The sequence below is a fragment of the Clostridium gelidum genome, from assembly GCF_019977655.1.
Classification (GTDB): domain Bacteria; phylum Bacillota; class Clostridia; order Clostridiales; family Clostridiaceae; genus Clostridium; species Clostridium gelidum.
Genome location: NZ_AP024849.1, coordinates 3516468 through 3535405 on the forward strand (window position 1 = coordinate 3516468; position 18938 = coordinate 3535405).

17 protein-coding genes are annotated in these 18938 nt (G+C 28.0%); 5 read left to right on the plus strand and 12 right to left on the minus strand.

Annotated features, from left to right (window positions below; all coding sequences use genetic code 11):
• Positions 1-154: 154 nt before the first annotated feature.
• From psyc5s11_RS16055 to psyc5s11_RS16090, 8 genes are all read right to left on the minus strand, one after another.
• Positions 155-1633: an ISLre2 family transposase gene (locus psyc5s11_RS16055; RefSeq protein ID WP_224033258.1), complete on the minus strand. Its 1479-nt coding sequence runs from the start codon at positions 1631-1633 to the stop codon at positions 155-157.
• 266 nt (positions 1634-1899) lie between these two features.
• On the minus strand, positions 1900-2475 hold the full coding sequence (locus psyc5s11_RS16060; RefSeq protein ID WP_224033509.1) for a hypothetical protein: 576 nt from the start codon (positions 2473-2475) through the stop codon (positions 1900-1902).
• A 331-nt stretch (positions 2476-2806) separates the two neighbouring features.
• Positions 2807-3556 carry a hypothetical protein gene (locus psyc5s11_RS16065; protein ID WP_224033510.1) on the minus strand — a complete coding sequence of 250 codons (750 nt, stop codon included), beginning with the start codon at positions 3554-3556 and terminating at the stop codon, positions 2807-2809.
• 59 nt (positions 3557-3615) lie between these two features.
• A complete protein-coding gene (locus psyc5s11_RS16070) occupies positions 3616-4485 on the minus strand; it encodes a radical SAM/SPASM domain-containing protein (protein ID WP_224033511.1) in 870 nt (289 codons plus the stop codon).
• 6 nt (positions 4486-4491) lie between these two features.
• The gene (locus psyc5s11_RS16075) at positions 4492-4653 is read right to left on the minus strand and encodes a hypothetical protein (RefSeq protein ID WP_224033512.1); all 162 of its coding nucleotides are present in this window, start codon (positions 4651-4653) and stop codon (positions 4492-4494) included.
• A 1195-nt stretch (positions 4654-5848) separates the two neighbouring features.
• Positions 5849-6292, minus strand: coding sequence for a L,D-transpeptidase (locus tag psyc5s11_RS16080; protein ID WP_375542014.1), 444 nt, complete (start codon positions 6290-6292; stop codon positions 5849-5851).
• A 134-nt stretch (positions 6293-6426) separates the two neighbouring features.
• The gene (locus psyc5s11_RS16085) at positions 6427-6702 is read right to left on the minus strand and encodes a hypothetical protein (RefSeq protein WP_224033513.1); all 276 of its coding nucleotides are present in this window, start codon (positions 6700-6702) and stop codon (positions 6427-6429) included.
• 242 nt (positions 6703-6944) lie between these two features.
• Entirely contained in the window at positions 6945-7484 is a 540-nt protein-coding gene (locus psyc5s11_RS16090; protein WP_224033514.1) for a cysteine hydrolase family protein, read from the minus strand.
• A 125-nt stretch (positions 7485-7609) separates the two neighbouring features.
• Here psyc5s11_RS16090 and psyc5s11_RS16095 point away from each other — a divergent pair, with 125 nt between their 5' ends.
• Positions 7610-8023 (plus strand): Lrp/AsnC family transcriptional regulator, encoded by a 414-nt coding sequence (locus psyc5s11_RS16095; protein WP_224033515.1) that lies wholly within the window; start codon positions 7610-7612, stop codon positions 8021-8023.
• Positions 8024-8119: 96 nt separating this feature from the next.
• Here the strand turns inward: psyc5s11_RS16095 and psyc5s11_RS16100 are convergent, their stop codons facing one another.
• Positions 8120-9754, minus strand: a complete 1635-nt coding sequence (locus psyc5s11_RS16100) for a putative ABC transporter permease subunit (RefSeq protein ID WP_224033516.1) — start codon at positions 9752-9754, stop codon at positions 8120-8122.
• Positions 9747-10472, minus strand: coding sequence for an ABC transporter ATP-binding protein (locus psyc5s11_RS16105; protein ID WP_224033517.1), 726 nt, complete (start codon positions 10470-10472; stop codon positions 9747-9749). Before psyc5s11_RS16105 ends, psyc5s11_RS16100 begins: the two co-directional genes overlap by 8 nt.
• A gap of 486 nt (positions 10473-10958) precedes the next feature.
• Here psyc5s11_RS16105 and psyc5s11_RS16110 point away from each other — a divergent pair, with 486 nt between their 5' ends.
• A complete protein-coding gene (locus psyc5s11_RS16110) occupies positions 10959-11531 on the plus strand; it encodes a hypothetical protein (protein WP_224033518.1) in 573 nt (190 codons plus the stop codon).
• 108 nt (positions 11532-11639) lie between these two features.
• Here psyc5s11_RS16110 and psyc5s11_RS16115 read toward each other — a convergent pair whose 3' ends face one another.
• The gene (locus psyc5s11_RS16115; RefSeq protein ID WP_224033519.1) at positions 11640-13448 is read right to left on the minus strand and encodes a hypothetical protein; all 1809 of its coding nucleotides are present in this window, start codon (positions 13446-13448) and stop codon (positions 11640-11642) included.
• 225 nt (positions 13449-13673) lie between these two features.
• Here psyc5s11_RS16115 and psyc5s11_RS16120 point away from each other — a divergent pair, with 225 nt between their 5' ends.
• The 3 genes from psyc5s11_RS16120 (at position 13674) to psyc5s11_RS16130 (ending at position 16384) form a co-directional block, all read left to right on the plus strand.
• Positions 13674-14351 carry a response regulator transcription factor gene (locus psyc5s11_RS16120; protein WP_224033520.1) on the plus strand — a complete coding sequence of 226 codons (678 nt, stop codon included), beginning with the start codon at positions 13674-13676 and terminating at the stop codon, positions 14349-14351.
• Positions 14348-15595 (plus strand): sensor histidine kinase, encoded by a 1248-nt coding sequence (locus psyc5s11_RS16125; protein ID WP_224033521.1) that lies wholly within the window; start codon positions 14348-14350, stop codon positions 15593-15595. The genes psyc5s11_RS16120 and psyc5s11_RS16125 overlap by 4 nt, the downstream gene beginning before the upstream one ends.
• A 279-nt stretch (positions 15596-15874) precedes the next feature.
• The gene (locus psyc5s11_RS16130; RefSeq protein ID WP_224033522.1) at positions 15875-16384 is read left to right on the plus strand and encodes a DUF2179 domain-containing protein; all 510 of its coding nucleotides are present in this window, start codon (positions 15875-15877) and stop codon (positions 16382-16384) included.
• A gap of 175 nt (positions 16385-16559) precedes the next feature.
• Here psyc5s11_RS16130 and psyc5s11_RS16135 read toward each other — a convergent pair whose 3' ends face one another.
• The gene (locus psyc5s11_RS16135) at positions 16560-18596 is read right to left on the minus strand and encodes a thioredoxin domain-containing protein (protein ID WP_224033523.1); all 2037 of its coding nucleotides are present in this window, start codon (positions 18594-18596) and stop codon (positions 16560-16562) included.
• Positions 18597-18938: the final 342 nt, after the last annotated feature.

Consider the following 18938-nt stretch of genomic DNA (forward strand, 5'->3'; position numbering starts at 1 on the left):
AAAACCCAACTTATACTTTATCATTTTAATTGAAATCTTTCAATAATGTATTTATTAACGGTTGAGTCAAGTAAAAGTTGGCAAGAATTTTATTTAAATTATTATCCATTATTTTACATTGCATTTTTAAAATTTCCCTACCCATACTGTATATTTAACTATAACTAATATCACTAAATGATTTTAATCCACATAAATCACGTACTATTTTTCTACCTAACGTTGCGGCAGCTCCGCTATACGGAATTTGTGCACTATTGCACTTATATGCCTTACACTTATTAGATTCTTTATTCGCTTGAAATACTGTTAATGGTAGTTTTGCAACTACTGTATCAATAACATCATCAGAAATAATATTTCTGTAGATTTTATCTACAGTATCAAACAACCTATTACTAAATTTTTCAGATAATATTTTAGATAAATTATCTGCACCATTAATAGACCAGCTCATTTTTCTGCCCTTCATTCTTTGAGCTAATACATCACAAATATTATGTTCCATTGTGCCTAGATTCTTGTATTCCATGCCTTCCGGCGCCGTAGGCATGTTTATGTCACTTCTTAATTTATACGGTATTAATCCATCTCTATTGTGAACAAAGTAATCATATAATTCAGTAAGCTTCTTAAATGCAATATCTTTTTCGTTTGTAAGTATCATCATATTTACAATAGTTTCTAGACCTTCATCAATTTTACCTTCTCTAAATAGTTTTAGTAATTGCTTTTGAGCTCTTTTATCACTTACCTTACGTATAATCGCTTGGCCTACATGAAATGGATCTAGCTGAAAATGAATGTCTTCATCCTCACAAGTTGCTTTAATCCAATTTGCTCCATCACCGTTTAATATTCTAGTTTGAATTTCATCTACATTGTATTTTTCTGAAATTGTTGCGCTAGCAAGCTTTTTAAAGTGATTGGAATTGCTAAAGCTTGCACAAACAGTTTTATCAACAACCACATATTCTTTTTTGCTCCCTGGGCGTAAAGTCCAGCCAGTATATGATACTGCTAGTTTTAACTCTTTCTTTTTATTTTTCCCTTTTGGTCTATCATTACCTTGAAGATAGAGCCAAACTCCATCTTGCTCCTGAAACAATACTGGTACTTCCTTTTCGCCTTTTAATGCACCTTTGTCATTTAACTCAATTTTACGATTTTCTATTTCTTTAATCTTTTCCCCAAGTGTTTGAACTATGTTCCAAACGCCTTGAGCACTAATATCTTGATTACACATAGTTTTAATATTCTCAGATGTCTTTCTAAAAGAAACCTCCGTCACGTTAGTTAAAATAGTTTCTACGAGATTTATAGACACATTTCCTAAAGTGTCCATCCCTAAATACTCATCCAAAAGGTACTTAGTTGCTTTCTTACCATCTTCAAGTTTAAATTCATAAATGCGCCTAGAATACTCTACGTTCCCCATAATAGTCCTCAAACAAGTTTGCTTACGACCTTTATTACGGTAAACCTTGCTATCTCTTTCATTAAGTAGTTTTTCATCTAAAAATTCTAATATACTTTTTAAAGCATTACAAGCTTCGTCACAAGCATATTTATAAATTCTTTTCTCTAACTCCTTGAAAGTCATTCCTTTATCATTTAAACTTAATTCATACATAAATATAACTCCATTCTATTTAGTCTTAGCAACTTAATTATAATGGATAATTTATGTATTTGGGAGATGCTTTCGCATCTCCTTTTACTATTTATACAGTTTTTATTACTGTTTCTGCCTACTAAAATTATACTCTAACTTTATTAACGACTTAATCATATTCGAAAAAATAGGTATGTGAGCAACTGATTACTCACATACCATTTTATTAATTTTAGATTTTATCTATAATCTTTACTCACAAAATATTTATTTGACTAGCTCTTCTAAGATAAAAATTCAGATAAACTTTCTTCTGCGTCATCTTTTGAATTATATTCAAATTCAAAATTTCTAATTTTGTTTTTATCTGATTCTCTTAAATTTTCTACTTTTTTATTATTAGAATAGATATCCTTACTATTTTCAATTAATAATGTTCCGTCCTTATCAGTTTTATATATAGCTAAAAATCCAGCCTTCTCACCAATATAATATTTATTAGGTTTGACACATTTTGAAATATCTCTTTTATATGTCATTTCACCATTAGATTCTAATTCTAAGACATATCCTTTATCTTTTAATGCTTTTGATAATTCTGGTACTGTTAAATTTCCATCTATATTCAACTCTTTTTTAAGCTCTGCTATGGTTGATTCTTTTTCTTTATTTTCTCCTGCAAATAAATATATTTTTGTGTTATCACTAAGTCCACTGCTTTTCTTTATATCATTTGATATGACAGGGTTATTTTTAGCATTTTGATTAGCTATATATTTATCTGACAAATAATAAGTTATAGAAAATATAAGTGCTAATGTTATTGTCATTGAAATAAATAATTTCTTTTTATTCATCATAATAATCACTCCTTATTAAGGAGTATTGACATTTTTCTAATATATATACATATTTTTCTATAATTCCAATGAAAATTCATAAATAAAGTTTATAATTTTAGTATTTGCACTTTAGGACTAATTATTTATTATAAGTATTCAAAAAAATATAGAGACTTATAACTAAAACATTATAAGTTGTTCAAAAAAGCTTGTTCAAAGCTTGTCTTTGAAGCAAGCTTTTTGGATGCAACTTATGGTCTTAGAAGCACCCATCAAAGTCTTCAGTAATTGGAACAAATGCATGCCCCCTTACTTCTGCGAGAATACGCATAAGTTCCGTAACTATACCTTAACTTTTTTTAAAAGTATGTTTTAATGCATTTATTATTATAGCCCAAGTAATTCTTATACAATTTTTATAATTTATAATTGCGTTTATTATTAAAACTCCCATTATAATTTCAAAATAATATAATAAAACAGTTAAAATCGGATTAATATTTACCCATTTCATATCTGAAATAAATGCAGTTGCAAAAGATAGTCCAAATATAACAATACTAAAAATTATAAGACCTTTAATCATTCCTTTAAAATCTTGGTGACTTGGTGCTATCCCACTTATTAGTACTAAAAATAATATAATTGTGATTATTCCTTCTTTAGTAAATATAGTTCTTGGATCTAATATCCTTGATATTTCTGACATTTCACTTTTTAATACAAATTTGCTTTCTATAAATATAAATAAAGGTATGTTTACTAGTGCTGGTGCTATTGCTATAAAAAATTCCTTTATGCTTATTAAAAATGGGATTCTACTTCCCACTCTAGATTCAACAAACCCTGGTCTGTTTCCCTTTGGAAAAAGCTGTACTTTTTCTATTTTCGCCAAACATAACACAGCAACTAATAAATGTGCTGCTTCATGAGCTGGTGTACTTAATCCATATATAAACTTAGATAAACTAGAATTTATACTTCCTATAGCACCTAAAAAAACTGACTGAATAAATCTTAATGCAAAATAATATGAAAAATATAATACTAAAAAAACTCCTACTGATTTAATTGCTACTTCCATTTTTACCACATCCATTTCTATTTCACTTTAGTCTATAAATATTCCCAAACACTTACTATGCTTAAGTGTATACTTTATCTTACTCTATTTATAAATCCACATCTTTTACATAGTTCTTCTACTGCTTTTCTTCCTGAAAAGCCATCATATATTTCTTTAGCTCTTTTAGAATTCAAAATTTCCTCTAGAGTGTTGTAAAATATATTACCAAGAGGAATAGTTCCTTCACTATCTAAACAGCATGGCACAACTGTTCCATCAACTAATATGCCTATTTGATCTCTAAGTCCATAACAAAAAGCCCTTTCCCCTAATTCTTCTTCTTTTAAAGATGGCCATTTAAATTTTTCACCCATGCTAATATATACATTATTTTTTAATTTAAAACTATTTTTCTCTTTTAGACATTCCTTTAAATCACAGTTTAATTCAAATTCTTGTTCAAGTAATTCAAATATATCAATATTCATATTATTACTAGCACTATATCTTGTATCTAAATTCCATAATCTCAAAGAACAAATTATATTAGTTTTTTCAGTTGCTTCTTTAACAAAACTAATTATGTTATTTATGTATTCATTGAAATCAATTTGTTCCTCATTAGCTTCAAAACTATGCAGTGAAATATTCACTTGTCTTAACGCTTGTGCATTAATTAATATATCTTTAACTTCACTTATTAAAGTTCCGTTAGTAGTTATATTAACTTTCAATTGATTTTCTTTGCTTATTTCTAAGAAATGTTCAAGTTCCTTATTTAAAAATGGCTCTCCCATTAAATGAAAATAAACATGATCTGTATAAGGTCTTATGTCTTTCACAATATGTTCAAAGGATTCCTTATCCATAAACTTAAGCTTTCTAGATGTTTTAGGACAAAAATTGCAACTTAAATTACATGTGTTAGTTATCTCTATATAAACTTTTTTAAATTTTTTCATTGAATCCTAACTCCAGTCTTTATTTTTTAGATTAAGTCTCATAACCTTATCTTTAAATCGTCTAAAAGCTCCCCTTTCATTTAAATTATTTAATAAATTTATAACTCTTCCATTATTCGGCACAATCAAAAAAATAACAAGTCCATCTGTCAGCATATTTTCCATCATTCTGCATCGGCAAAATGCCAGAATAGACCAGCTATGATGGCACTTCGCCTCCTTGTCTGATGAAAAATATTCATGCCAGCTTTGGATTTGTTATTTTATTTCATGTGCCTTAACTATAGATTTATTCTCTTTATTATATAACAATTTATTATTTTTCCAATAGTTTTTGAAATTTTTCGTAAGAAAAGAGCAAATGCATTAAATACATTTGCTCTTACTTAGTAACTGATTTTTACGTTGTCCGCCAACTGGGTACGCCCATACGTCGTACATTGCTTCCGGGATTTTTACGTTGCCCGTCACCAACTGCATATCTCTTGAGATATACGCTTCTGCCGGATTGAAGTGTCAGTCCACTAAGATAAATTTGAATCTTTATCTTATCTATATTATATATTGCTTCATATAAAATTGCAATATGTTTTTTGAATTTTCTGAATTATTTTTTAACTTAATATTAATTCATTCTTTTTTATCATTTATTAAATTTCAAAAACAAAATAAAGAGCAAATGTACATTTTTGCTCTTTATTATTTATCCTTAACTTTTTACATTGCATTTTTGTTTGTTACATAAACATAATATATTTAATTTTCACCTTAAATATAGCTTTTTCATAATCTCTACCATGTCTTAATTTTTTTCAACAGTTTACTTATTACATTTTCTTTTTTCTCTTGTATCTTGCCTTTATTAAACTCATTTTTACTAGCAAAAAATATTAATGCTGTTTCTCCAACTAATAAGTATATCCACCATGGTATGTTTATCTAAAAACTTAATGTATTTAAAAATACACCTATTATTAAAAATACTGTGCCAATAAAGTATATTTTATTTTGAATCACAAATCCTATAATAATACCAATAATTTATCATAATGGCAATATTTTTAAATATTCTATAATTAATCTAATTTTTAGTTATAAATAAGAAAGAGCCAGTGTATAAATACACTAGCTCTTTCTTAGTAGTAACTGATTTTTACGTTGTCCGCCAACTGGGTACGCCCATACGTCGTACATTGCTTCCGGGATTTTTACGTTGCCCGTCACCAACTGTATACCTCTTCAGGTATACGCTTCTGCCGGATTGAAGTGTCAGTCCACTAAGATAAATTTAAATCTTTATCTTGTCTTTATTATATCTTACAATATAAACAATTGCAATATGTTTTTTGAATTTTCTGATATTTTATTTTATGACTACTTTAGTTCCTCTGGGTATATTGTCCCAAATCCATTTAGCATTTATTTTAGTTAATCGTATGCATCCATCAGATAACGCCATTTTAAGTCTTCCATCTCTAATAGATCCATCTAAATTATATATTATTGAATGAAACAAATAGTTTCCTTTAAACTGAGTATAGTACCAACATTTATATCCTTTATTAACTCCAAAATAAAGACCTTTTATTCCAATTGTATAAGTTCCCTTTGGTGTTGGTGTAGTTTTTTTCCCTATGGTACATAAATAACTATGAACTAAAGTCCAATTATTTGTACTTCCATTAAAAATATTCACTTTGAAATTTTTAAGATCTACCCAAATAAAATAGTCAGTTTCACTTGAGAAATTATTTGAATTCACATAATTTGTAGGATTAAAATTTTGCTTTACATTATCTGCTCTCATATTTTTCATATTCCTAAAAAGTCTAGATAAAAATTTCATATTTAGCTTCCTATTTATTAATTTAAAGTAATATATGTAGCTTATATTACTTTTGATTTATTTTTTTAACCGTATGTTAATTTGCTACTATCATATTAATTCATTACTTCATAAATTATTGCTAATATTACACCAGCCAAAATAATATACAAATATATTAATGATACCTTACCCATAAGTTTTGCCATAGGTTTCCCGTATGCATGGTACATAGGCAAAGATGAAACATTACCTTCTTTATCAAACATAATTGAAGTATTACCATCTGTTGCTACATATCCTTGTTCTATAATATTTATAGACAACTTATCCATTTTCATGCTGATCTTCTCACAATATGCTCTTATTTTATCTTTAACAATATCCTCCATCTATGTACCCCCTCTTTTATTTAATTATTCATGTTAGGTATTAATTTTATAAAATCCAGCACTTCTTCTAATCTTACAAATCTATAACATGTAATGCTATTTTATTCATATTGTCCCCAATGTAATTATTGTCTAATTGTATTTTAGTTATACAAATTTTCATGTAATTCTATCTTAATTATGAAAATTATTCTATATGATTTATTATAATAAGACTAATACGTTTATACAAGATATATTTACTATTTATTATTCATCCATTCATTAATGCTTAATACATTACTAAATCTTAAGCTTTGAGCAATTAGTGTAGCGTTATGAAGATCCTTACTGCTTATAGTTCCTATTTTATTACTTACATCTATAGTCCCTGTAGCATCTGATAAGAACTCAACTGCATAGTCTTTATGGAATGCTTCTCTTGCTGTAGTATCGCAACACATTTGAGTCATATATCCTGAAATAACTACTCCTTCTATATTTTCTTTTTTCAAAATTTCTTCTAAATTAGTATTATAAAAACTACTTGGTTTAGTTTTTTCAATATGATAATCGTAATACTTTTTTAGAATTTCAGAATGCATCTCCCATTCCTTTGAATCCTTAACAAAAGTTTCTCCAGAAACAGCTGTATGTTGAACCAGTATAATTACCATATTATTTGCTTTTGCATAATCCATAACTTTCAGTATATTGTCCAAACTATTGCTTGGATAAGTTACCTTTAATTTTCCAGTAAAATATTCGTTTTGTACATCAATTACAAGTAATGCTTTTTTCATTTTTATTCCACCTCTACATTTATTAATTTAATTCCTTTTGTTATAATAATGATATCTTAAATTAAGGTTGAAATGTGAAAGGAAACACTTAGTTTTGCTTTAAAAATGAAAGGATTTTTTACTTTATGTTTGATGAATTAGATTTAAAGATCATAGATATGTTAAAAATTAATTCTAAAATTTCACTTAAGACAATAGGTGAGAGTATACATTTAACTCCTCAAGGAGTATCCAATAGAATTATACGCCTTCAAGATTTAGGTCTTATAACTCAATATACTATCTGCACTAATGATGCCTTACTTGGCAAAACTATTACAGCATATATTACTATTTTTATGAAAACCACAAAACATGAACAATTAATAAAATTTATAAAATCAAACGTAATTATAGAAGAAGCCCATAGAATTAGTGGTGATGGATGTTATTTGCTTAAAGTCATCTGTTCTAATATGGACGAAATTAATTTATTACTTGATAATATTATGAAATATGGTACTTATAGATTGAATTTATCTACTTCTACAATAAAATAATTAGTACAGATATAATACCTTAATATTTAGAGATAATAAAATTCCATATAAATATACCCTTTATTTTAAAATAAAAAATAAAGGGTATATTTATTACTAATTTTCGTTATATACTTTATACGCAAGCCTTACTAAAAGTCTATAAAAAATATAACTTCCAATAAGCACCACTCCCATGCAAATAGCAAATATTATCATATAATTCTTTATAAATATGTTTAGTCCTATAAGAATTGCTGATAATACAAATATAATAAACATAATTAGAAGTGGCATATAATTTTTCTTAAACATTGATTTTTCATTATCCCACTCTAGTTTTGGAGATTTAAAATCTATAAATATTCCGAGTAGAGATATTACTAATATTGCTCCTATTGATACTATTATTGATATGATAAATAACATTGGACTTACGCCTAAAAGTATTAATATTAACGCTACTATTACTGTTCCAAATTCATTTATACATAAAGATGATATAATCTTTGAATATAATTGAGTTTTATAAGAAACAGGAATATACTTTGATACAATAAAATCTCTACCTTCTCTTGAAAGTGCTGTCGCACTAGCTCCTCCTGTCATTATACACATGGATGCAAACATAAATGCGCCAACTATAACAAATCCATAAATACTTGTATTATTATTTAACAGCTTTCTTATATGTACAACATTTCCATTTGACAACATTGCCACACCAAGTATTGCAGGCATATAAAATATCATAGCTACACAATTAATAAAAAATGTAGGTGTTCTAAACATAATCTTAATATCTCTACTTACTAAAGCTTTTAGTGGTGAATTTATTTTTATAAGTTTATCTGCCTTTCCATTTTCTACGATGTTTTCTCTTTTGCTATAAGACTCGGAACTTCCAATTACACCTTTTAGATATAATTTCCCTCCAATATAATAATATATCGTAAATATTACTATGCTTAAAATTAAAGCTAAAAGTATAAATAACAATCCTTTAATTTCATTATTATATAGTAATCCATATGATGAAACCTTATTGGTAATAAAAATACCTGTCATCATATCCATCATACTATTATTACCTTCAGAAAGCTTTGAAATTGTTTGTTCGTTTGTCATATTTTTTCCCGAACCAGAATTAAAATAATTAAAGGCGACAATTATAATTAAGGCTGCACAGCCAGTAAACATTCTAAATCCATCTTTATGTTTTGATATACTCGTAAATCTCATAAGCACCATACAGATAAGTGACGCAAATATCATTGGAAGTATTGGTGTTATTATAAGTACAATTATTGCATACAGGTAATATACTATATTTGCATGGGATACAATTCCATAGGTTATAAGTGGCAAGACTAACATTGCAGTGTATATATACATATTAATTAATACCGCTATAAATTTACCAAACACTATTTCACTGCTTTTAAACGGAAGTGGTAGCAATATTTCTATATCATCTGAAAAATAAAAAACATTCATTATTGTATATATTCCAAAGAAAAAACAAACAGTTGCACCAATAGATAAAATAAATGATAATAGCATACCTTCTTGTCCCATGGAATGAAATACTCCATATCCTGTTCCTATCATTACTGCACCTGGCATAGAAAGCATACTAACTCCAAAAATCATTAATAGTACTAAAAAAACAGGCTTCATCTTACTACTAGCAAACATTTCATTAAGGGCATTTTTTATAAAATATTTTGTTATTATCCTAAGCCTACTCATTTTCAGTCATCTCCAAGAACATTTCTTCCAATGATTCATTTTCCTTAAATTCATCTTTCATACTTTTTAGAGTTCCATTAAATATTAATTGCCCTTTATTAATTATAGCTACCTTATCACATATTTTTTCTGCAACTTCTAACACATGAGTAGAAAAAACTACAGTATTCCCTGCATCAGCATGCTCTCTCATCATTTCTTTTAATGTAAATGCTGCTTTTGGATCTAACCCAGTCATTGGTTCATCTAAAATCCATACCTTTGGTTTATGTACCATAACTCCTATTAATATAATTTTTTGTCTCATTCCATGGGAATATGCTTGTATTTTATCTCCTATGGCAGACTCCATTCCAAATCTTTTTGACATTTCTTTTATTCTTTCTGTTCTATCTTCTTTAGAAACTCCATAAACATCTGCCATAAAATTTAAATATTCTATTCCTGTTAATCTTAAAAACATATCAGGACTATCTGGAACATATCCAAATTGCTCTTTAGCCTTTATTGGATCTTTATTAATATCAATACTATTAATTTCTATGTTTCCACTAGTTGGTGATATTATTCCTGTTATCATTTTAATAGTTGTAGTTTTTCCTGCGCCATTAGGCCCTAGTAATCCAAAAATCTCTCCATCTTTTATTTCTAAATTTAAATTATCTACTGCTTTGTAAGTTCCATTGTAACTTTTAGTTATATTGTTTATATTTATCATTAATTTAAGCCTCCCCTTTGACTCATTATACTAAACTTTCATTGTATAAAAACTTAAATTATGCTTAATTTTTACTATTTTATTTTAAGTTTAGGTTTATAATATTTATACTCTATGGATTAATACATTGCTTATTATTTTTCCGTTTTAAGTATACATCCATAATTGACCTGTTTATAATTATCATATAGGCATATGCTGCTATACACTTAGCTCCGCCATAGCCTCCAAAAGATGAACATGAACTTCCTGAATCATTACTGCTTGAATCCGCTATTTACTTATTAATTTCTTGATTTTATAATACCATCAATTGGTATATTAGGCATATATAAATTTTGATTAAATTCCTAAATATAAAATACTATCCATATTTTTATATATTGATATCAAGTTAATAATATAAAAACCATTTTATAGAAAATAATTTAAATGAATTCACAAATAAATCCAATATAATACTATTTATTGAAAGGAAGCATAAATATGATAATAAAAATAAATGAAGATAAGTCCATAAATTATAAACTCAATTCCAAAAAATCAAATACGAATAATGGACCTTCTTTTTCAGAAACACTTAATAAAGTAATCAATAAGTCTACTACCCCTAATACAACAAATGAAAAAATAAATCCATCAGATATTAAAATAACTACTGGCAATGAATTAATAGATAAATTACCTAATAAAAACAAGGGAGATGTCTTAAAGGCAATTGCAGGCTCACATGGTTTAAATGACATATTTGATATAGACATATTGGGAAATCCCGATGAATTTATAAATAAAGATTCAACCATTAATATGCCAAAAATATTGCGTGACTATGGCTCTAATGTTGATTCAAACGAGCTAGGCGATTTGAGTACGGCTGTTAATACGTTGATGAGCAATGGTCTTATTAGTAATGCTGATTATTTTTATACCCTTCGATGGATTGCAACAAAACAGCAAGCATTGAAAGTAAAGATGATCTCCATAAAAAATGAAAGCTGTATAAGTAATTTAATTTTAGCACCTAAAGAATCTGAATCTAAACTTTCAAAAATTTTTTAAACTTTATAAAGTAAAGTCTCAATTGGAAAATAATAAAAAACAGGGGTTGCCTTAAAAATGATTTTAGAATCACTTTAAGACAACCCCTATTTTAGTATTAACTATAGATTATTGAATAGGCTTTAATGTTCCACCACCACTTAAAGTAATAGTTTTTCCATTTAACCAGCTATTTGCACTATTAGATGAATCATAGTAAATTGTATTTCCATTATCCTTAATATTTGATAATTCTGTATCTTCATCTGTTAATGCTGTTAAATAAGATGTTCCATTTACTGTCCATGTAGAATCTTTATCTAAAGATAATGTAACAGATTTTGCTTTATTATTTTCATTAATTGTACTTGTTAATGAAGATTTATTTGTTAAATTTAAAGCTACTGTACTAATATTATCACAAGTAATAGTTCCTTCAAGAGTTTGGTTATCAGCATTTAATGTAACATTTCCACCATTAGAACCGCTGTTTCCCCATCTTGTTGTTGCTGCTGCATTTAATAATACTCCAGTACTATTTTTTAATGTAGCTCCTTTTAAATTTATTTGTGAATCAGTATTTGTAATAAAGAATAGTGATCCCGCTGAAGATGAAAGGGTACCACCTGTCATATTAAAGTAACTTGTTCCAACACCTGAGTCACCTGACATACTTTGATAAAGCATAACTCCATTAGTTTTTTCACCTGAAATATCACAATCATATAATGTAATAGAATTTTTGCCTTCAACTACAGCAGCTTCTGAACCTGTAGCCTTAAGTGTTGCGTCTTTAGCTGTGATATTACCTGTAGAATATATTGCTGGAGACCCTTCTCCTGCTGTATTCATTGTTCCACCTGTTACATGAATTGTTCCTTCACCTCTATCTGTTGCGAGTGCTGCACAGTGTGCTCCTTGAGTGGATATATTCACATCTTTAGCAATAATAGTACCATTATAAGTTGCATCTAATCCTCTTGAAGAATTTTTAGTTGTATTAATAGTTACATTTGAAACATTTATTACAGAACCATCACCTGTTGAAAAAATAGCATTTGATCCTTCTGAATCAGTATTAATTGTACTATCACTAATTGTAATATTACTAGCTCCTGCTGCAACCACACCACTATTTACACCATAAAAATTACATTCATCTTCTGATGCAGTATCTCCAGATTTATTAATAGTTGCTCCAGAAATTTTTATTTCACCACCATTACTAGCTAAAACAGCATTTTGATCCGCAGTAGTTGTACTGATTTTTTCATTTGCAGAAGTTTTTGTTTCGCCATTTGCGCAGTATGCTCCAGTTAATGTAGTTTTTCCAGTTTCAGAACCTCCTGTGTAAGTGGTATTGTTAGATTTTACAGTAATACCTGAAACATTTCCCGTGCTATCATAACTAATACTTAAGATTTCTCCAATAGTTATATCAGCTAGAGTACCAGTTATGGTTTTGTTTCCCTTTGTAACTGATATAATTCCATCCTTTGTTATATCAATAGTTTTTTCTTCTCCATTTAACTTAAATGAAGTTGAACTGCTGTTTCCCATTCCAGGAGCTCCTCCGCCTTGTGGTACTGCTGGAGGATTTCCAGTGCTTGTTCCACTCTCAGATGTTTGTTCAGTTCCACTAGCTGATGTATCTCCATCTGGTTTTGCTGGTGGAGTAGATGTTTGCCCTTGAGTATTTCCAGTTGTTGTTTCTGAAGTACTTGTAGTAACTTCTTCACCTAAAGAAATAGTTACTTTGCTTCCATCTATTGCTTTTACTTTTCCTAGTATTGTAGTATCTTTGGTTTGTTCTGCTGAAACACTTGTAGTTGAAGTTTCTGCACTTGCAGACTTATTTGTACATCCTACAAATGTACTTCCAATTAAAAAGGTTGCAACTAGCATTGCTATAATTTTATTATATTTTTTTCTTATCATAATTAATTCCTTCTTTCTTATTTATAAACTTAATTGATAATTATACATTTTGATTTCAAATATAATATTATTAACCAAATTCGCTAATGTTTGTTTTTTGTTTATATCTGTATTCTAATACCTAAACCTTAAATTAGTCTTAAAGAAATATTTCAGCTTAATTTAAGGAAACTATGCTAAACTTATATTACATATAATTAATGTAGAAGAAATGAGGAAACACATATGAGAATTCTTATAGTAGATGATGAAATAAGATTAGCTGAAGCTTTAGGACAGATTATGACTCAAAATAAATATATTGCTGATATAGTTAATGATGGAGAATCAGGATATGATTATGCAATGAGTGGTATATATGATGTAATTATATTAGATGTTATGTTACCAAAAATGAACGGATTTGATATAGTTCGTAAGATGCGTGAAAATAAAGAAAAAACACCTGTAATTTTATTAACTGCCAAAGATGAAATTACAGATAAAGTAACAGGACTAGATTGTGGCGCTGATGATTATTTAACAAAACCTTTTTCACCAGAAGAATTGCTTGCTAGGGTTAGAGCTTTATCTAGAAGACAAGGCGAAGTTATATTAAATGAGCTTAATTTTGGAGATTTAATGTTAAATCAATCTGTAAGTACTCTTTTTTGCGGTGCTAAATCTATACGATTAGGCTTAAAAGAATTTGAAATATTAAGATTGTTAATGTCTAATCCGAGTAGTATTGTTACTAAAGAAGATTTAATTCTAAAAGTCTGGGGCTCTGATTCTGATGCTGAAGATAATAATGTAGAAGTTTATATATCTTTTTTAAGAAAGAAATTCTTCTTTTTAGGTTCAACCGTTACAATAGAGACCGTACGAAAGATTGGATATCATCTAGGGGATAATAAAAAATGATTAGTAAGTTAAAGAAAAAATTTGTTTTCATTAATATGATATCAATAGTTATCATACTTTCATTTACTTTTGGTGCAGTTTATATTTCAACTAACAATAGACTTACAAGAGAAAGTAATGATATGCTTCAAAAAACTATTGAACAGGAAAATGAAATACATAAAAACCAAATGGATGTAAAGGATCAAAATACTAATACTCCACCACAACCTCAAATTCTTTCTTTTGCAGTTCAATTAGATAAAAACAATAATATAACTAATGTATATTATAATAATATGGATAAAGTAGATATGGATACCTTAATAACTCTAGTATATTCTACTTTAGATGATAGCAATACAACTGGATTGATACAAACTGAAAGTTTTAGATTTTTAAAACATGTTAATCAAAATGGAATGAAGATTGCATTTGCTGATAGAAGTTTAGAAATAAATACCTTGAAATCACTACTGAAAACATTCATTTTAGTTGGAATTGGAAGCTTAACAGCATTTTTTATAGTTAGTTTATATTTAGCCAGCTGGGCAGTTAAACCTATTAAAAAATCCTTAGAACAACAACGTCAATTTGTAGCAGATGCTTCTCATGAATTAAAAACACCACTTACAGTTATTCTTGCAAATACTGATATAGTATTATCTCATAAAGATGATACTATAACCAATCAGCTAAAATGGATTAATTATATAAAAACTGAAGCTGAAAGAATGACAACCTTAGTAAATGATTTACTTTTTCTAGCAAAAACAGATGCTAATAAAAATGAAGTCATTTTTTCTAAAATAAACTTTAGTGATACCGTATGGAGCTGTGTGCTACCATTTGAATCTGTTGCATTTGAACAAGAAAAAACAATAGATAGCTGCATTGCCTCTGATGTTTTTATACATGGTGATAATAGTAGATTAAAACAACTAATTATTATTCTAATTGATAATGCAATAAAATACTCTAATGAAACAGATATTATTAATGTAACTTTAATAATAAATGTAGATAATGCGAGTTTATCCATTAATAATACAGGGGAACCTATTCCTAAAGAGCAAATTCTCAATATTTTTGAGCGCTTTTATCGTGTTGATGAATCAAGAGCAAGAAAAAAAGATGGTTATGGTTTAGGGCTTTCTATTGCAAAAAGCATTGTGGAAACGCATCATGGAAAAATAACTGTTAGAAGCTCTGAATCTGAAGGTACTAATTTCACTGTATCTTTCCCTTTAATTAAGAACAAGTAATTTAGATTTTCTATTTGAATGGAATTGAGGTATATAAATGATTTTTTTAGCCATTTATATACCTCATTTTTTTAATTTAAGTAAATACCCATATTTATATCCTATTCATATATTAAAAATTTTTCGAAGCTAAACTCAAATTTTATAGTAATTTTATTAACTCATCAATATGTCTAATACCTGTAATTTTCAAGAATATGACTTGCAAAAACACTTTAAAAGGATTATATTACAGGAGTACATAGAATCAACAAATATTTTAATGGAGGTGAACTACATATGTTGGGTTACATCCTTATTTTTTTTGCTAAAATAATCGAGGTTTCCTTATCCACAGTTAGAGTAGTACTCATAACTAGAGGTGAAAAACTTTATGGCTCTATCATTGGTTTTGTTGAAGCAATTATATGGTTATATGTAGCTAGTGCTGTGCTTATTGGAATAACTGAAAATCCTTTTAAAGTGGTGATTTATGCATTGGGATTTGCTTGTGGAAACTATATAGGCTGTATTTTAGAAGAAAAACTAGCCTTAGGATTAATTACAATAAATGCAATTGTATCTGAAAAAGATGGAGAAGCATTAGCTGAAATATTGAGAACAGAAAATATAGGAGTTACCATTATTGATGCAGAAGGGCTAAAAGAAGATAAAAAAATGCTTATATTACATGTTAAAAGAAAAAATAAATCCCACATATTAAAATTAATACAAAATTCAGATATAAATGCTGTAATTTCGCTAACTGACATTAAAACTATATATGGTGGTTATGGCATTAAAAAATAAGAGTGCTAGACTCTCTTATTTGAATACAGATTGATGATAACATAGCAGGATTTCAGATAATATGGTAATGATGTATATAATTGGACAATATGGATTAACCAATTATATACATCGTTTTTCTTTAAGTACTTAGCTGTATTCATGTGTCAATTTTTTTAAAGATTAAGTTCACATTTTATAATAATTTTCTTAATTCCTCAATGTCATTAGTCGGAGCTAAACAGGATTTTCCTTCACATAAATAATATGTAGATTTATCATTTACAAAATCATAGTCTTTAATAAAGGGGATTAACTCTTCTACTTCCTTTTTATTATCATCATTCTTAATTATTACTGTTAAATTAAATGTTTGTTTTTCACTTAGTAAATCTTTGATTTTCTCTTCATCACTTTTATCCTTAATAACACACACTAATTCTTTTGAATTATTTAATGCAAAGGATGCTGCAATTAAGAAGAAAGAATGATTTATCTCTTCACTAAATAAAGCTCCTGATATAAAATTAAGTTGCTTTTCTGCCATTTCTTCTAAATATGTATCTCCAGTAATTCTTGAAAGTTTTATTAAGTTATAAGCTGCAACAGAATTTCCTGATGGCATTGCTCCATCAAAAAGTTCTTTAGGTTTAGCTATTAATTGTTCACTATCTTCTCCATAAAGGAAAAAACCATTCTTCTCCTTATCCCAAAAGAAGTTTATCATATCTTTATTTAGCTCAATAGCTTTCTTTAAAAAAGTTATATCAAAGCTACTTTCATAAAGTTCTATAAGCCCAAAGCAAAGAAATGCATAGTCATCTAAATATGCCTTATGGCGAGATTCTTCATCTCTGAATCTCGCAAGTAATCTCTTATTTTCATCAATTAAATTATCAAAAATAAAATTTACTGCCTTTTTAGCATACTCAAAATATCTTTCATCTTCAACTACCTTATATGCCTTTCCAAGAGCTGCTATCATTAAACCATTCCAAGATGTTAAAATCTTATCATCTTTATGTAATTTCATTCTTTTAAATCTATATTCAAGTACTTTTTCACTTAAATCTCTTATTCTGTCATTATCCTTATTATATTCACTATTATTTATTAAGTTCAAAATACTTTTACCCTCAAAATTCCCCTCATTAGTTATGTCAAAGTAGTCATTAAAATATGTTCCATCTTCCTCATTACCTAAAACTTCCAAAATCTCTGCTGGATTAAATACATAATACTTTCCTTCTTCACCTTCACTATCAGCATCTTCTGCACAATAGAATCCACCATTTTCATTTGTGAGTTCTCTAAATATATATTCTAATGCTTTTATTGCTACATTTTTATATAGTTCATTTTTAGTAACTTCATAACCTTCAAGATATGCAATAATTAATAATGCATTATCATAAAGCATTTTTTCGAAATGTGGCACTAACCATTTATTATCAGTAGAATATCTAGAAAATCCAAACCCTATATGGTCAAATAATCCACCTTTATACATGCAATCCAAAGTATTTTCTACCATTTCTAAAGCTTTAATATCATTATTTGATTTATAATATCTAAGTAAAAACATAAGCTTATGAGGTGTTGGGAATTTAGGTGCACTTCCAAAACCTCCATTTTTCTTATCAAAAACATTAACCAGCTGATTATATCCATTTTCTAAGATTTTAGAATTTAGTTTAATATCATTACTCTCACCTACATAATATTTGCTAAGTTCTGATAAAATGCTTTCACTAGATGAAATCAACTTATCTTTATTATCCTTCCAATGAGTAATTATGGAATTTAAAATATCTATAATCCCTGGCATATTATATTTAGGTTGCTTTGGAAAATAAGTCCCTGCAAAAAATGGTTTTTGATCTGGTGTCATAATTATTGTAAGAGGCCATCCGCCATGATTTGTTAACGCCTGACAAACAGTCATATAAACACTATCTACATCTGGTCTTTCTTCCCTGTCCACCTTTATTGCTATAAAATTATCATTCATAATCTTTGCTACTTCTGTATCTTCAAAAGATTCATGCGCCATTACATGACACCAATGACAAGTAGAATAACCAATACTTAAAAATATAGGTTTATCCTCTTCTTTAGCTTTAGCAAAAGCTTCATCACTCCAAGCATACCAATTTATTGGATTATATGCGTGTTGAAGAAGATAAGGACTTTTTTCTTGTATTAGTCTATTGGGCATCTTGTTAGTTGTCATAGGACATCACCTCCTTAAAATAAGATATAACCTTATTATACCCAAACAAAAAGAAACTATGTAAGCCACATAGTTACTAATTTTTATTTGAACTTAATCTCAATCGTCAACCTATTTCCAACATACTTATAGTCTATATACTCAATTATCGTCTTGTATAGTTCATTTTGTTCTTCCCAAGTCAATAGAGGATTACTCATTAAAGTTTGAAACTCATTAAGCATACGTCCCCGTGACACTTGACTTAAAACGGTTTTCAAAAGAGTTACCTATCATTTTACGCCACGAAAGACACAACTTCAACACGATATGTCCTATAACGTCCTGTTTTCATGAAGCTGA

Excerpts from the sequence above, each read along its gene's own strand:
- psyc5s11_RS16070 (WP_224033511.1), bottom strand. The coding sequence starts at position 4,485 with ATGAAAAAATTTAAAAAAGTTTATATAGAGATAACTAACACATGTAAT.
- psyc5s11_RS16065 (WP_224033510.1), bottom strand. The coding sequence starts at position 3,556 with ATGGATGTGGTAAAAATGGAAGTAGCAATTAAATCAGTAGGAGTTTTT.
- psyc5s11_RS16105 (WP_224033517.1), bottom strand. The coding sequence starts at position 10,472 with ATGATAAATATAAACAATATAACTAAAAGTTACAATGGAACTTACAAA.
- psyc5s11_RS16095 (WP_224033515.1), top strand. The coding sequence starts at position 7,610 with ATGTTTGATGAATTAGATTTAAAGATCATAGATATGTTAAAAATTAAT.
- psyc5s11_RS16120 (WP_224033520.1), top strand. The coding sequence starts at position 13,674 with ATGAGAATTCTTATAGTAGATGATGAAATAAGATTAGCTGAAGCTTTA.
- psyc5s11_RS16085 (WP_224033513.1), bottom strand. The coding sequence starts at position 6,702 with ATGGAGGATATTGTTAAAGATAAAATAAGAGCATATTGTGAGAAGATC.
- psyc5s11_RS16115 (WP_224033519.1), bottom strand. The coding sequence starts at position 13,448 with ATGATAAGAAAAAAATATAATAAAATTATAGCAATGCTAGTTGCAACC.
- psyc5s11_RS16060 (WP_224033509.1), bottom strand. The coding sequence starts at position 2,475 with ATGATGAATAAAAAGAAATTATTTATTTCAATGACAATAACATTAGCA.
- psyc5s11_RS16135 (WP_224033523.1), bottom strand. The coding sequence starts at position 18,596 with ATGACAACTAACAAGATGCCCAATAGACTAATACAAGAAAAAAGTCCT.
- psyc5s11_RS16075 (WP_224033512.1), bottom strand. The coding sequence starts at position 4,653 with ATGATGGAAAATATGCTGACAGATGGACTTGTTATTTTTTTGATTGTG.
- psyc5s11_RS16125 (WP_224033521.1), top strand. The coding sequence starts at position 14,348 with ATGATTAGTAAGTTAAAGAAAAAATTTGTTTTCATTAATATGATATCA.
- psyc5s11_RS16090 (WP_224033514.1), bottom strand. The coding sequence starts at position 7,484 with ATGAAAAAAGCATTACTTGTAATTGATGTACAAAACGAATATTTTACT.
- psyc5s11_RS16100 (WP_224033516.1), bottom strand. The coding sequence starts at position 9,754 with ATGAGTAGGCTTAGGATAATAACAAAATATTTTATAAAAAATGCCCTT.
- psyc5s11_RS16110 (WP_224033518.1), top strand. The coding sequence starts at position 10,959 with ATGATAATAAAAATAAATGAAGATAAGTCCATAAATTATAAACTCAAT.
- psyc5s11_RS16055 (WP_224033258.1), bottom strand. The coding sequence starts at position 1,633 with ATGTATGAATTAAGTTTAAATGATAAAGGAATGACTTTCAAGGAGTTA.
- psyc5s11_RS16130 (WP_224033522.1), top strand. The coding sequence starts at position 15,875 with ATGTTGGGTTACATCCTTATTTTTTTTGCTAAAATAATCGAGGTTTCC.
- psyc5s11_RS16080 (WP_375542014.1), bottom strand. The coding sequence starts at position 6,292 with ATGAGAGCAGATAATGTAAAGCAAAATTTTAATCCTACAAATTATGTG.